Raw genomic sequence first — 12,978 nt, forward strand, 5'->3', positions numbered from 1 at the left:
GGTTAGGCATTAACCACCAAACTTAGCAACAGGCTAAATCCTTTCCAGCAGATTCTCTGTCGCTTCTTCGATTAAATCCAGAACATGCTCGAAGCCATTCAGACCGCCATAATAAGGATCTGGGATTTCACAGGTATCGCCGGATGAATAGCTAAGAAATAACGTCAATTTAGTCTGGTGTTCCGACGGACAAATCGCCTGCAAATCTCTTAAGTTAGCCTTATCTGCAGCCAGAATAAGGTTAAACTGCTCGAAATCACTGGCTTTCACCTGGCGAGCCCGAATCCCCGTAAAGCTATAGCCCCTCGCCTCGGCGGCTGCCTGCGCACGCTGATCAGGCTTCTCTCCCTGGTGATAACCTATTGTTCCTGCAGAGTCGACTTCCAACTCAACCCCTTTTTCTGCCGCTTTAGCACGAAGAACCGCTTCCGCAGACGGAGAACGACAAATATTTCCCATGCAGACCACAAGTACCTTGTAGGTATTATTAGACATATCAATTTCCAATGATAATATCCTCCCTGGCAATAAAATAATGATTGCTTAGCTACTAATTGCATTCACTTAACATTTAAACACTATACATTTCATCTTATCTTATCCAAGAGGGAACATCATCGTGGTAAAAAAAGTCGCTGTTTTATATGGTGGTTCTTCAAGTGAGCGTAACGTCTCACTCATGTCCGGCCAGGCCGTATCCCAAGCCTTAAAGCGAAAAGGCTATGACGTGGTTGATATCGACGTCGATCACAGCTTTGATATCACATCACTACCCAGTATGAAGATAGAAAAAGCCTTTTTGGCTTTACACGGCGGAGACGGCGAAGACGGTACGTTGCAGGCTGCCCTGCAGCTCCTCAACATTCCTTATACCGGTAGTGATCACCGTGCATCAGCAGTTGGCATCGACAAGGCCATGACGAAAAAGGTGTGGCAAGCCTCTGGCATCACAACGCCCCGCTTCTTCGGGCTGCAACAATCAAGCTACCGGTCAGACTCCCTGACCGACTATCTGCAGGATTATACCTTCCCACTCGTTGTCAAACCTGCCACTCAGGGATGCAGTATTGGCATTAACAAAGCCCATGACATCGAAGAGCTGCGCACCTTCATTGACGAAGCTTTTATGTATGAGAGCAATATACTGATTGAACAGTACATTTCCGGGCGTGAGTTCACAGTAGGGATTCTTGACCAACAAGTCCTTCCTAGCGTCGAAATCACCCACTCCCACTCCTTCTTCAGCCATGAAGCTAAATTCAAGGCCGATGATACCCAATACCACTGCCCAGCAGAGGTAACAGCCGAGCAGGAAGAACAGATGCGCGCACTAGCTCTGGCAGCCTTCAAGGCCATCAACGCATCAGGCTGGGGGCGTGTTGACATCATTGCTGATGAAGATGGGCGCTTTTATGCGATTGAAGTGAATACGGCGCCGGGAATGACCACGAGAAGTGTATTTCCTCTGGCGACCGAACAAGTCGGTATCGACTTCGACGACACTGTTGAAGCGATCCTGCGCTGCGCTTAGTGTCTGACATGAGCAGGGCTACCCCTGCTCCGTTTCATTAAGCGAGGCCTGATAAGCGGTGAGTCGGATAAAATGCACAATATCCTGGGTAAAGCTATCAACCGTTTCACGGATTTGATCATACTCTAACTCGACACTGTCATTTTCCAGCACGCCCTTGGCTAAAATTACCCCGACGCGTTCTGCCAGGATCTCCTCACTCCGGCTATCCACCAACTGGGACTCAACCAATATTCTGACATTACGATCCCGGGTGCCCAGCAAAGCTTTCGCCCCACCGATCAAAGCGCCATACGGAAGTACCTCGGTGATCTGAAGATCTTCCATATCCGTGCTTGCACGACTTATCATTATTTTCAATGTTGCTGCCTGAGCCTCTGGTACCTCAACCAGCGCAACACCTCCAGTAAGCTCCTGTTTTAGCACTTTGGTCAGACGAGCAGATACTCTTTCAAGTACCGGCTCCGGGATCTGATGAACAGCCTTGGCATTTTGATGCAAGCCAACGGCAGCGATATGTAACTTGCTGTACTGGGAGATTTCCAGCTCTGGCGATACCCACTGCAGTCCTGTTGCATCCTGGGTATAAGTTACCTCGACAAGTTTATCGCTATTTTGGACCAGCCCCATTTCCCTTTCTCTTTCTGTCGGTAAGCGACTTGAACAACCGGCAAGGGCCAAACTTACAATAAGCATCATCAAAGCTGTTTTATTCATCACTGGTTCTATATCATTTGATAACATACAGAACAGCATACTATTAATTACTAATGATTCATATTTACCCATAGCTCTTTTTTGCTACAACTCGAAACTTTTCTCTCTTTGCCATTGCCTTAGGTTCAGACCTGACGCAAAATTTCAGCCTACTTATTGCAGCTCTACCGGCCAACGCGACGATCAGCGTTACAGCCTATTGCCAGAAACAGGGAGAATGGCATTTATGTTCACCATCACTTCACCCAACACCTCATCCTTGGCACAAATTCAGGACAAGATTGATAATAAAACCAAACCGCAGGGAGCGCTTGGTCAGTTAGAAGCCGTGGCAGCCCAGCTCGCGCTGATCCAGCAGAGCGATACGATTTCGGTTTCCCAGCCCCACCTATTGGTTTTTGCCGGTGATCATGGTGTTGCCCAGCACGGGCTGAGCATTGCACCAAGTGAAGTGACAACACAGATGGTAATGAACTTTCTTTCCGGCGGCGCTGCCATCAACTGCTTTTGCCGTACCAGCGATATGACACTGAAAGTCATTGATGCCGGAACCAAGCTCGAAGCGGACGATCATCCCCAGCTATTAAAGCAGCGTCTTGGCAACGGCACCGCCGATTTCAGCCAGCAAGCGGCTATGTCCAGGGAAACCGCCCAACAAGGTTTAGAGCTAGGCGCCGGTTTAGTCACCGAGATACACGAGCAAGGCTGTAACCTAGTAGGTTTCGGTGAGATGGGCATTGGTAACACCAGCAGTGCAGCAGCCATCATGGCGGCACTGTTAAAGATACCTGCCGATGAGTGTGTTGGTCGCGGTACAGGTATCACCGACGAACAGCTTGAGCGTAAGCAAGCCTTGATCACCCAAGCGCTAGACTTACATCAAGTAAGCGCGGATGATCCGCTCGCCATCCTGACCTGCCTTGGAGGGTTTGAGATAGCCCAGATCACCGGTGGTATGCTGAAGGCAGCCGAACTGAAAATGACCGTCCTCGTTGACGGCTTCATTTCGACAGCAGCAGCCATGCTAGCAACTACCATGCACCCCGAGGCTAACCACTATTTTATCTACTGCCACTGTTCTGAAGAATCCGGTCATCAGCGAATGCTACAACACCTCAATGCCCAACCTTTGCTGGATCTGGGTCTTCGCCTTGGCGAGGGAACTGGCGCAGCACTGGCTCTACCGATGATCCGTTCTGCCTGCGAGTTCTACAACAATATGGCCAGCTTCAGCGAAGCGGGAGTGACCGTGTGAGCACCCCGGACGATAATTCATCCTCATGTATCGACAACCAGGCCAGGATCAACAATCAGGCTGGTGAATGTGTCGAGAGCACGGGTTTTCAATCAGCGCTAAAGCAGCAGTGGCAAATCTTTCTGATTGCGTTGGCCTTTTTTACCCGGATCCCCATTCCGGCTGATACGCCCTACTCCGCCCAACGCCTCAACCAAGCGAATCGCTACTTCGGGGTGGTGGGGATTATTGTCGGTATCATCAGCGCAGCCATCTACCTGATGGCCGCCACCCTGTTTCCGCCAGCCCTCGCAGTTGCCCTGGCAATGATCTGCAGCTTGCTCGTTACAGGTGCATTCCATGAAGACGGACTGGCTGATGTATTCGACGGGTTTGGTGGCGGCTGGGAGCCAGTAAACAAGCTGGAAATCATGAAGGATTCCCGGCTCGGTACTTATGGCGCGACCGCCCTGGTGATGGCACTCGGAATGAAATGGGTCACACTCACGGCCATTGCCGAATTTTCCCTATACTTACCTGCTTTGATGCTGATTGTGATGAACACCCTCAGCCGAATCTGCGCTGCCAGCCTGATTTTTTCCTACCCTTATGTCAGGGAAGATCAAAACAGCAAGGTAAAGCCACTGGCCAACGAGCAAAGCCAACAAGATTTGTGGGTTTTAATTGCGACAGGATTGATTATATTACTGTTACTGCCACTGAACACTGCGCTCATTGTCGTGTTGGTTCTGGCCGCCACTCGCTTCCTTTGCGGCAAGTGGTTTGAACAGCAACTAGGCGGCTACACCGGTGACTGTCTGGGAGCCGCACAGCAGATCACTGAGCTTGCCGGGTACATGACGCTACTCGCCCTGCTCTAGAATTAACAATAATAATCACACAGACATATCGAATTAAGGGAGCCCTATGGTTGATCAAACCAATAAGGACGAAAGATACAAAGCACGCCAGCAGAAAGTCAAAGACGAAGTCGATGCACGTGTTGAGGCCGCCCAGGAAGAAAAAGGGCTTTTCCTGATCATCACCGGCAACGGTAAAGGGAAAACCACCTCAGGCTTTGGCACCATTGCCCGCGCTGTCGGACATGGTCAGAAGTGCGGCGTTGGTCAGTTTATCAAGGGGACCTGGGATTGCGGCGAGAGAAACTTGCTTGAATCGCACGGGGTAAACTTTGCCGTCATGGCGACCGGATTCACCTGGGAAACCCAAAACAAGGAAGCCGACACGGCTGCGGCACTGGAAACCTGGGCAGAATGTAAAAAAATGCTGGCTGACAGCAGTTATGATGTGGTGTTGCTGGATGAACTGACCTACATGGTTACCTACGGTTACATCGAGCTGGATGAAGTGATAGCAGCGATTAGCAGCCGTCCGGCAATGCAATCTGTGGTCGTTACCGGTAGAGGCGCTCACCGCAGCCTGGTTGAACTGGCCGATACCGTATCCGAAGTGCGTAACGTCAAGCATGCATTCGAAAGCGGCATCAAAGCCCGCAAAGGGGTTGACTGGTAGCTTGGGTATAATAGCCGGTGCGGGTGATATGTATCACCTGCACCGGCTTTTGTTTTACGGCTAATAAGATGCGAATGTTTTCACAACTTTCTGCAGCTCAATCACTTCCGGATCCGGAATGTTCTCCTGCGGATAGGCATTGCGAACTTTCTCAGTCAGCGCCTTGGCAAACACCTGGTACAGCACGCGCGTAGAGACCGTAATCGGATACTTGGCATCCTTCGGCAGCTCAAACACTTCATTACGGGTTTCACCTGACTTTATCCGGGTATCCTTCCCTATCTTCACATAACGCCAGAAGCGAAGGCCAACCGGCTTGCCATCCTTGTCGACCCCCACTTTGACAAACTTACGGGCATCATTAGGAATAACGCCGTCTTTCATCACCCCGCTGGTATAAACTTTCTGGCCATTGGCATCAGTCGCAATCACTTCCACCCAAACCTGGCGGCGGGCACCACCCGGCATATCGTGGCCTGAGTTTACATTGGTGATCCTGGCTGTCAGCAAGTTGCCCTGTTTTTCAACTTCCAGGCTCAGTGCCGTTTTCAATATGTCGATACTCATCTTCTTGTGCTCAGCGTTACGCATACCGGTAAAGAAGTAGTTGCCACCCACCAAGTGGTGCGAGCGCAGATTCGACTTCATCGGACCATCATTAGTCGACTGACCACCCACTTTATTATCAAAGTCAGTAACATCCTGAGTCATATGGCAATCGATACAGGTTTTATGCTGCTTCGGATCATTCGGTGCATTAAACGGAGAGGCCAGCCACTCACCAAAGTTGTCGTTGATATTCGCTCCCTGCCCTGTCGTGAACTCATTATGACAGGTCGCACAATAGAGCGAGCTTTGATAGAGCTCAGGATTGGAGTACGACGCCTTGTGCTGCTCAGGCATGGCATTGATTTGCTTTTCAGACAGCCACTTCAGCATGCTGTTTTTGGCGTCCTCAAACACATAGCTATCACGGTCTTTGATATTCACCGTCATGTCCGTGTTACCGCCGGCATTTTCAGCCTTGGTCACCCGGTGGCAGAAGACACAGCCTGTTCCGCGCTCACTGACTGACTTGCCGTGAGCAAACGCCTCCTTGAGCGACACGCCGCCTTTTTCCCACATATCGCCAAAGTCTGTCATCGGTCCTTTGTCACCGTTGATCACCATTTGCGGTGCGTGACAGCCACGGCACAATACACGGAACTCCTCACCTTCCGTTTTCGCGGCAAAATCCTCATGAAAACGGTAGTACGGGTGGTCCATATTCATACCATGGTTAGAATCGGCCCATTGATCATAAATCGTGGTGTGACAGTCAGAGCACTCGGCCGAGTTAATCCACTCGTCCGGGTGGGTATAACGCTTGTCATCATCCAGCCGCAGCCAGGTTGACAGATAAGGTAAGTTTTCCGGCGCACGAACATATTCATTCAGGGCCGACATCATCTTGGCTGCCTCGAGCGGTGGATTCTCGACGCTCACTGGCGGCAGTGACTCTTCACGCGGGTCTCCGCCCATGCCACCTTGAGTTTTCTGGATGATATCAATATAGGCACCAACCGGATCACCGGCAATCATCTTCCGGACATCGACATGACCAGTCAGCGCATTACTGAATCTATCCTTCTTGCCATCTTCCATTAGCTGGCGGTTGGTAAAATTAAATCCGTCGAGATGGCAGGAATTACAGCTCATCCAGAAATCCCCGGCCATCGGGAAATCAGGCGAATCAGCCATATTGGCACTATTGAACAAGGTCTTGCCCTGTCGCAGCTGTTTAGGCAGCGGATCGACTGATACCAGGCCAGCAAAGTGCGACTGCTTTAGTTTTACCTTGGCAAACGGGCCTGCGGCTCCGGTATCGAACTTGGCAATATCCAGCGACATTGCATTCTGCACATAGAGCTCGCGTCCGCTAACCAGCAAGCCGCGCGGGTTGTCTCCCGGGACATTGCGATAAATCTGGGTGGCTTTCACGCCTCCCTGGAACTTCTTGCGACGGTGGCGCTTTTTGTTCTTCTTGCCCTGTCGTGACAGATCAAACACCATCAGATCTTCTGAGCCTGCCAGGGTAAAAATAATCTTCTTACCGTCATCGGTAAACACAGCATCGTGCGGATTAGAAACAATACGAATTCGGTTACCACTTTCGATAATGTTAATTTGCTTAAATAGCTGCTTACGCTCGTCAACAATCTCATGCTCATTGCCCGGATCCAGATCCAGCAGTGAGACTGTCGGAAACACCGTCGACTGAAACTGAAAATCGTGACCAAACGACCAAAGCACATGCGGCAGCCAAGCCTGTCGACCGTCAGGTGAAATGGCAATATTATCCAGCAGACGAGGCTTGCCCTGCGGCGTCGTTTTAGCCGGATCGGCGGCAGTATCTGCCAGTTGCACAACCTTGAGTAACTTTGGCTGCTCAGCCTTCACATCATAGATAGAAACCTGGCCTGAGAGAGAATGCGTCACCAGCATCCTGCCATCATCCGTCAACGCCAGCCCTCGAGGTGTCGATGCCGTATCGATTGTCAGAGTAATATTGCCCTCGGTATCGATAGCCAGCAGCTTGTCACGCTCAAAACTGGTGACGAAAAAACGCTGATGGCTTGCATCAAACACGACCCCAAAAGGGCGCGACGGCACAGACGTCACCTGCTTGGTTTCAAGCGTCTTGGCATCAAGCAACACAACCTGATCATTCAAATAATCTGTCGCCAGCAACAACTTGCCGTTATCAGTCAGGGCTATACGGCGGATATCCCGACCAATAGTCGACTCGGCAAGTAATTTGCCGTCTTCACGGGCCAGAATACTGACGCTCCCTGCATCAAAGTTAGCACTGATAATCTGGCTCTTATCCAAATTAAACACTATCGAGCTACTTTTCTCGATTGCTCCTGCCGACTGGCTGAGCAACACTAACATCAGCACAATTAGTTGCTTCGCAGGCTTGTATATACTTATTAACTTCATTCGCCTTTACACTCACTACTTCCAGCCAGTAACCGGGATCACTGGCTAATTTGATATAAATAGAGACGCCTTTCCCCGATAAACCGCGGTCTGAATTCGGCAATCAGCTGTTGTCGGGGCAATCGAGTTCCCGATATCCGCCAGGCACTTTGCGGAGTACGCTTGGCGGCATTGGCCAGTGCTAGCTTGCTGCTGGGGTAATACATGTCATAGATGGCATGACTGCCAAGTTGCTCACGTAACAGATTCACACTGTAGTTGGAGCCGACAACCCTGACTTGAGGGTTGAGCTTGATCCAGCCCATTGCCTGCTGAACCGGTGCCTGCAACGGGGCGTTATATACACTTTGATACCCGCTAATCAAGCAATAGATAACCGCGCCACTAGCGATGATTCCCGCCACTGGCACGCTTCGAGCACTGATTAATGCTTCTTTTCGTAACCTACTCAGCTGTACGGGAAACACCACTAAAAACAGGAACAGCACCGGTGCCCAGTGACGTAAGTTGTCCGGGTTTTGACCAACCGTTATCCATAGCCAATACAAGCTGACGATTGCCGCTATCAGGGCCATCTGCTTTTGACAGTCAACCTTGACTGGTTTGGTGATGAACCCAGCCACGGCATGTAATAGCGAGCCAATCACAACTAACACTCCAAACCAGCCAAACCCTTTCATCAACGCCAGAGTCCATTGCCATATGCTGGCGCTGTCCCCCTCAACGGTATTACCCCAGATTGCAAAATGTCCCTGGGTAAAACGTATCCCTTCCTCGAAATAAGCACTACCATCATGGAGCCAGATGAATCCCAGGCTAAGTATCCCTACCACCGTTATCGCCATGCCCGCCTGCCCGTACGCACGCAGTTTTGAGCCGATATAGTCGCCCCACAACGGAAACATGAGCATGCCGAGTGCCAACGGAAAGTAAGATGGCCGAGTGGCAAGCATCAGCCCAATCCAGAGCCCGGTCATGATATTTTTTTGCTGAAGCGCTGCAATCAGCGCCAACATAAACAGCACCATCGCCGCTGAATCCGACAGTCCGCTAAGCGCTATCGAGGCCAGCAACGGCTGCATATAAGCCAACACAACTCCCAGTAGTGCGGCTGACATAGATCCCGATAACAGGTACACCAACCTGGCAATCAAAAGCGGGATCAGCAATGCCGATAACAGTGAAATCCAAACTGGCGCGGTTGCGGGTTCAGCCCAGATTGCAGCCAATCGAGACAAGCCGATAAAGGCGGGGTAGCCCGGAAAATGCGGGCTGAACTCCAGCACCGAAAAGCGCTCAACCCCTCGTGAGAAGTTAAGCGCATCATCACTGGTGAGCTCCAGAGGAAATCGGCCAATCCACAGCCACCACCCAATGCATACCAGTGCAATCAGCGTGATGAAAGTGAGCTTATTAGCCCCTAATGAAGGTACCACTCGATTCGTTCGGTCAACCATAGTCTTGGTATTCAGTTAATCGCCCACAGGTGCCGGCGCATTCATCACTATTTCAACTGGCCGATTGCCCCGATGAGCAACTCTCGCTGCTGTTCAAAGGCAGCAGGATCGGCAGGTGCCTGACCGACACCAAAAACACCCGGGTTACCAATCGCCTGGAGGACACCCTGAATCGCTGTTGTCGCCTGCTGTCTATTGGCTTCATCAAGCTTTGGCATGATCAAATCGAGAAACAACTTGCTCTTTACCACCAGCACCTTGGCGACCTGATAATCCCCCAGGTTCTTCTCAGCACCGTCCAGTCGGCGGATAATTTCCTCAATTACGACGCGATCCATCACCGCTTCAACCTTGGCAGCATCTTTTTCGGCCAGCGCCAGTGCCATCGGCGTTTGCAGATCGACCTGATGCTCATTCAGCAGATAGGTAAATTCTTCATGCAAACCGTCAACAGCCACTTTTGCGGCAGCAAAGTCATCAACTGCCAGCGCCTGCATAATCGCCTCGCGCCCATCAATAACGGGCTCCTTCCCTGCCGCGGCATAGGAGTACGCATGGCTTGATGTGCTGACAACCAGCCCCAGCAACACAACGAGGCAAGTACGCAATACACATGTAAAGTTGGTCAGTTTCATCTTGTTCTCCCTACAGCAACTCGCGTTAAGCCACGCTCTGAACTTCAATCACGGTTTTCTCGTTACGAAAGTCGAATATCTCGCGGCGACGGTCCTTACCATCAATAATGGATTGCGCCGCCATCATTCCCATTTCCATGGCAGTATCGGTGAAGATGTATCTGAAGGTCCCCTGGCGGCCAGTCATGATCAGATTGTCGAACTGCGACAAGTGGGCAATCGCTTTTTCCCGCTTGGCCTGATAGGTCATATCCATCAGCGGATAAGCGTGCTCGGTATAAGACGTAAAATACTCACCTGTTGCCAGCTTTGAATCGACACCGAGTGACTCAAGATCGCGGAAGACTCGCTGCTGGAGACTGTCGCCCTCCATCGTCCATACCTCATCACCTTTATTGCACGGAATTTCGATCATCACTGATGAGCGTCCTTCCGGAGCCATATAGGACGAGCGACGTTTAGGCTCTTGCAGGCGTGTCCCCAAAATTTCAGGATCAGAAAGGTACTGCCAGGTGTTATCAGAAATATTCTCGGTCTCCATTGGCATGTTCATAAAGCGCAATGACCTGAACTCCAAGCCGCTGTCAAAACCGGTTAGCTGGCACATCAACGGCAATGGCAAGGTCGATATCACTTCATCACAGCTGAGCGTGTTAACCTCACCCTGATGCCGGTATTCAACCGCTTGAATTCGGTTATTGGCATCAAAGGCTAATCCGCAGACATCGCTATTCAGAACAATTTTCACGCCCTTCTTTTCCAGCTCTTCCGCCAACCGGGTATAAAGCTGACCAAAGCCCCACTTGGGATAACGATACTGGCGAGCATAGGTGCGCACCGACGAACGACGCCCCGGCAGAAGTCGGCGGGCCACATCTTTCAGATCCATCAGGCTGATCCGCTGTGACGCCCAGTCCCCCGACAAAAATGCCGGATCGATTCCCCACAACTTGGCGGTATATCCTTCAAAGAAATGCTTGTACAAGGTTGTACCGAACCGGCTTTCAATCCATTCAGCGAAACTCACTGTCGACTGGTCCTGCGGTTTGGTTTTGAATAGCTGCTTGCCAAGATCAATCGCCCCGCCGACCAACAAAGGCAGCGGCGCGTTTTTGATCAAATCGAGCATCGCCAGCGGATACTGGTAAATCCGGCCCCGATAGCGAATAACGCTTTTGCGCTGGGCATAAAGCAGCTCATCGCCCATCAGCTCATCAACAAATGCAAGCAACTTGGGGTTCTTGGTAATAAAACGGTGGCCACCAAAATCAAACCTGTACTCACCATGCTGTCCCTTGAAGGTCTGGGTTGCACACATCCCGCCGACATGATCGTCACGATCCAAAATTGTGACCTGATACCCGGCTTCTACCAGCTCCCAAGCCGCCATCAGGCCTGCCGGTCCTGCGCCGAGTACTGCAATATGTTTTTCAGATGTCATACTCATGCCTGCTTATATCCACGGTTCCAGAAAAAGATAAAGGTCAGCATATAACCGCCCCAGACCACCAGCTGTAATAGACCCGGCGACGAGTTATAGCCAAACAGCGCACGCAGGAAGGTGCCGAAGACGCCACGATCATCGAGAATATGCGAGATATCAAATAGCTGGGCATGAACAATAGGCAATACATGGGCTGCCTGCAGCATATTGACAGCAGAAGAGAGCAAGCCAGCCGCGATGATGATGATCAGTAAACTTGTCCAGCGGAAGAACGAACGTAGTGGCACGTTCCGGGTACTTTTAAGCATCATCCATACCAGAACAATGGACAGCACCAGCCCGGACACTGCGCCGATCAAGGCATCCTGGGTACTGAACTCACCAAAGTTCGAGTACATCAGGGCAGAAAAGAACAAAATTGTTTCAAACCCTTCGCGCAGAACGGCAAGGGTCGAAAGAAACACCAAGCCGAACAGGTTGCCGGTACTGACCATCTCCGTCAGCTCTCTCTGCACCTGGGCAAGCTGATTCTTGGCCTGTTTTTGCATCCAGATTGCCATATAGGTCAACACAACAGTAGCAAACAGTAAGATCCCGGCCATCAAATAGTTGCGGTACAGCTCGTTGCTAAACTGATCAACGACCACCTGAAAGACCACCGCCACAGCAAGCGAAAGTACTAAACCGACAAACACGCCCAGGTAGATATATTTGTTGTAGTGGCGGGCATTGAGCTTGGCGAGGTATGACAGCGCGATACCTACCAGCAAAAACGCCTCTAACCCTTCTCGAAGGGTAATTAAAAAACTGGCTAACATGGGCTCCCCAATATAAATAAATTCAAAGTAATACGGCCTTTTGGGCTCTTATTGGCGACGAAACTTATTCAGATTCAGCACACTCCATCTCATGGCATGGCGAAACACCAGCGGGGCCAGCAGCCAAGATGAGTAAAAATGGACATCCTGAATAAACAGACCGAGCGCATTTCCCGGATTGCCATAGAAAAACAGATAAAACCCACTCAGGCAGCAGGCAATAAGCAGCCACTCTATAACGGTGCCGGTCTGACGCAGAAAAGGCTTGTTGCTAGAGGTGATCAAGCGTCGATGGGCGGCCCAAAAAGCACCAACAATGATGGTAAAAAGTGTCGCGCCTACCAACATGTGAACCAGCAAGGTCCAGCGGGCAAGCTGCCAGTCAACACCTACCGTATCCCAGAGCAGCAACCCACTAAAAAACATTACGTACAGCAATGACTCTGCCCACTTGTGGTGGTAAGCCAAACGCTGCCACCATTGGCTAAACCCACTAGCGACAAACTTTTGATCCGAACCTAGGGATACTGACATAACAACAACCTTTGTATGAACGAGTACTTGAATGCAGCTATTGAACTGAATATCAATAAGTTAATATTGACGAAACGACAAAGGCAGCGACTT

Annotated in this window: 12 protein-coding genes; 4 read left to right on the forward strand and 8 right to left on the reverse strand. The window is 50.7% G+C overall.

The annotated features are described in order from the left end of the window. Window positions 1-33: 33 nt before the first annotated feature. Window positions 34-495 (reverse strand): low molecular weight protein-tyrosine-phosphatase, encoded by a 462-nt coding sequence (locus tag BIT28_RS15690; protein WP_075765349.1) that lies wholly within the window; start codon window positions 493-495, stop codon window positions 34-36. 124 nt (window positions 496-619) lie between these two features. On the opposite strand from BIT28_RS15690, the gene BIT28_RS15695 reads away from it, so the two are divergent. Next, a complete protein-coding gene (locus BIT28_RS15695; RefSeq protein ID WP_075765351.1) occupies window positions 620-1,531 on the forward strand; it encodes a D-alanine--D-alanine ligase in 912 nt (303 codons plus the stop codon). Window positions 1,532-1,549: 18 nt separating this feature from the next. Here BIT28_RS15695 and BIT28_RS15700 read toward each other — a convergent pair whose 3' ends face one another. Further along, the gene (locus BIT28_RS15700; protein ID WP_075765414.1) at window positions 1,550-2,248 is read right to left on the reverse strand and encodes a DUF3313 family protein; all 699 of its coding nucleotides are present in this window, start codon (window positions 2,246-2,248) and stop codon (window positions 1,550-1,552) included. Window positions 2,249-2,474: 226 nt separating this feature from the next. On the opposite strand from BIT28_RS15700, the gene cobT reads away from it, so the two are divergent. From cobT to cobO, 3 genes are read left to right on the forward strand one after another with little or no spacing between them, the layout of a single operon-like run. After that, window positions 2,475-3,503: a nicotinate-nucleotide--dimethylbenzimidazole phosphoribosyltransferase gene (gene cobT / locus BIT28_RS15705; RefSeq protein ID WP_075765416.1), complete on the forward strand. Its 1,029-nt coding sequence runs from the start codon at window positions 2,475-2,477 to the stop codon at window positions 3,501-3,503. Window positions 3,504-3,550: 47 nt separating this feature from the next. Next, window positions 3,551-4,363 carry an adenosylcobinamide-GDP ribazoletransferase gene (locus BIT28_RS15710; RefSeq protein ID WP_075765418.1) on the forward strand — a complete coding sequence of 271 codons (813 nt, stop codon included), beginning with the start codon at window positions 3,551-3,553 and terminating at the stop codon, window positions 4,361-4,363. Between the two features lie 46 nt (window positions 4,364-4,409). Continuing rightward, window positions 4,410-5,015: a cob(I)yrinic acid a,c-diamide adenosyltransferase gene (gene cobO, locus BIT28_RS15715; protein ID WP_075765353.1), complete on the forward strand. Its 606-nt coding sequence runs from the start codon at window positions 4,410-4,412 to the stop codon at window positions 5,013-5,015. 60 nt (window positions 5,016-5,075) lie between these two features. Here cobO and BIT28_RS15720 read toward each other — a convergent pair whose 3' ends face one another. The 6 genes from BIT28_RS15720 to BIT28_RS15745 form a co-directional block, all read right to left on the reverse strand. Continuing rightward, on the reverse strand, window positions 5,076-7,949 hold the full coding sequence (locus BIT28_RS15720) for a cytochrome D1 domain-containing protein (RefSeq protein ID WP_245823715.1): 2,874 nt from the start codon (window positions 7,947-7,949) through the stop codon (window positions 5,076-5,078). An 86-nt stretch (window positions 7,950-8,035) separates the two neighbouring features. Then, entirely contained in the window at window positions 8,036-9,454 is a 1,419-nt protein-coding gene (locus BIT28_RS15725; protein WP_245823708.1) for a hypothetical protein, read from the reverse strand. A gap of 47 nt (window positions 9,455-9,501) precedes the next feature. After that, window positions 9,502-10,089 (reverse strand): hypothetical protein, encoded by a 588-nt coding sequence (locus BIT28_RS15730; protein ID WP_075765357.1) that lies wholly within the window; start codon window positions 10,087-10,089, stop codon window positions 9,502-9,504. Between the two features lie 25 nt (window positions 10,090-10,114). Next, entirely contained in the window at window positions 10,115-11,530 is a 1,416-nt protein-coding gene (locus BIT28_RS15735; protein ID WP_245823709.1) for an NAD(P)/FAD-dependent oxidoreductase, read from the reverse strand. A gap of 2 nt (window positions 11,531-11,532) precedes the next feature. After that, entirely contained in the window at window positions 11,533-12,351 is an 819-nt protein-coding gene (locus BIT28_RS15740) for an FTR1 family iron permease (protein ID WP_075765361.1), read from the reverse strand. A 48-nt stretch (window positions 12,352-12,399) separates the two neighbouring features. Next, window positions 12,400-12,885, reverse strand: a complete 486-nt coding sequence (locus tag BIT28_RS15745) for a hypothetical protein (RefSeq protein ID WP_075765363.1) — start codon at window positions 12,883-12,885, stop codon at window positions 12,400-12,402. Window positions 12,886-12,978: the final 93 nt, after the last annotated feature.

It is taken from the genome of Photobacterium proteolyticum, from assembly GCF_001939735.1.
Lineage (GTDB): Bacteria > Pseudomonadota > Gammaproteobacteria > Enterobacterales > Vibrionaceae > Photobacterium > Photobacterium proteolyticum.

What these genes read in the sequence shown, in the direction of transcription:
- BIT28_RS15690 (WP_075765349.1), bottom strand. Translation starts at nt 495, where the DNA reads ATGTCTAATAATACCTACAAGGTACTTGTGGTCTGCATGGGAAATATT.
- BIT28_RS15720 (WP_245823715.1), bottom strand. Translation starts at nt 7,949, where the DNA reads ATGTTAGTGTTGCTCAGCCAGTCGGCAGGAGCAATCGAGAAAAGTAGC.
- BIT28_RS15700 (WP_075765414.1), bottom strand. Translation starts at nt 2,248, where the DNA reads ATGAATAAAACAGCTTTGATGATGCTTATTGTAAGTTTGGCCCTTGCC.
- BIT28_RS15740 (WP_075765361.1), bottom strand. Translation starts at nt 12,351, where the DNA reads ATGTTAGCCAGTTTTTTAATTACCCTTCGAGAAGGGTTAGAGGCGTTT.
- cobT (WP_075765416.1), top strand. Translation starts at nt 2,475, where the DNA reads ATGTTCACCATCACTTCACCCAACACCTCATCCTTGGCACAAATTCAG.
- BIT28_RS15725 (WP_245823708.1), bottom strand. Translation starts at nt 9,454, where the DNA reads ATGGTTGACCGAACGAATCGAGTGGTACCTTCATTAGGGGCTAATAAG.
- BIT28_RS15730 (WP_075765357.1), bottom strand. Translation starts at nt 10,089, where the DNA reads ATGAAACTGACCAACTTTACATGTGTATTGCGTACTTGCCTCGTTGTG.
- cobO (WP_075765353.1), top strand. Translation starts at nt 4,410, where the DNA reads ATGGTTGATCAAACCAATAAGGACGAAAGATACAAAGCACGCCAGCAG.
- BIT28_RS15745 (WP_075765363.1), bottom strand. Translation starts at nt 12,885, where the DNA reads ATGTCAGTATCCCTAGGTTCGGATCAAAAGTTTGTCGCTAGTGGGTTT.
- BIT28_RS15735 (WP_245823709.1), bottom strand. Translation starts at nt 11,530, where the DNA reads ATGACATCTGAAAAACATATTGCAGTACTCGGCGCAGGACCGGCAGGC.